Below are 236 nucleotides of genomic sequence, written 5' to 3' on the forward strand. Positions count from 1 at the left end.
GTGCAGGCCGATCGGCCCGTGCAAGCGATCAATCGATGCTTGCGACAAGCCTAGCTGAGCCAGATTTTCCCGGCGCTTCTGGCTGTTGACCCGCGAGCCGAGCGCGCCGACATAGAACGCCGGCGAATCGAGCGCGGTGAGCAAAGCCATGTCGTCCAGGCGCGGATCGTGAGTCAAGGCGACAATCGCCGTGCGCTCGTCGGTCTGAATGTTCAGCACAGCCTCATCCGGCATGC

General features: G+C 63.1%; 1 protein-coding gene. It reads right to left on the minus strand.

The annotated features are described in order from the left end of the window. A partial coding sequence (locus AC0IYH_RS33955; RefSeq protein WP_471838873.1) for an XdhC family protein occupies positions 1-236 on the minus strand: 236 nt, incomplete at both ends.

The organism is Pseudomonas sp. AC463 (genome assembly GCF_979253585.1).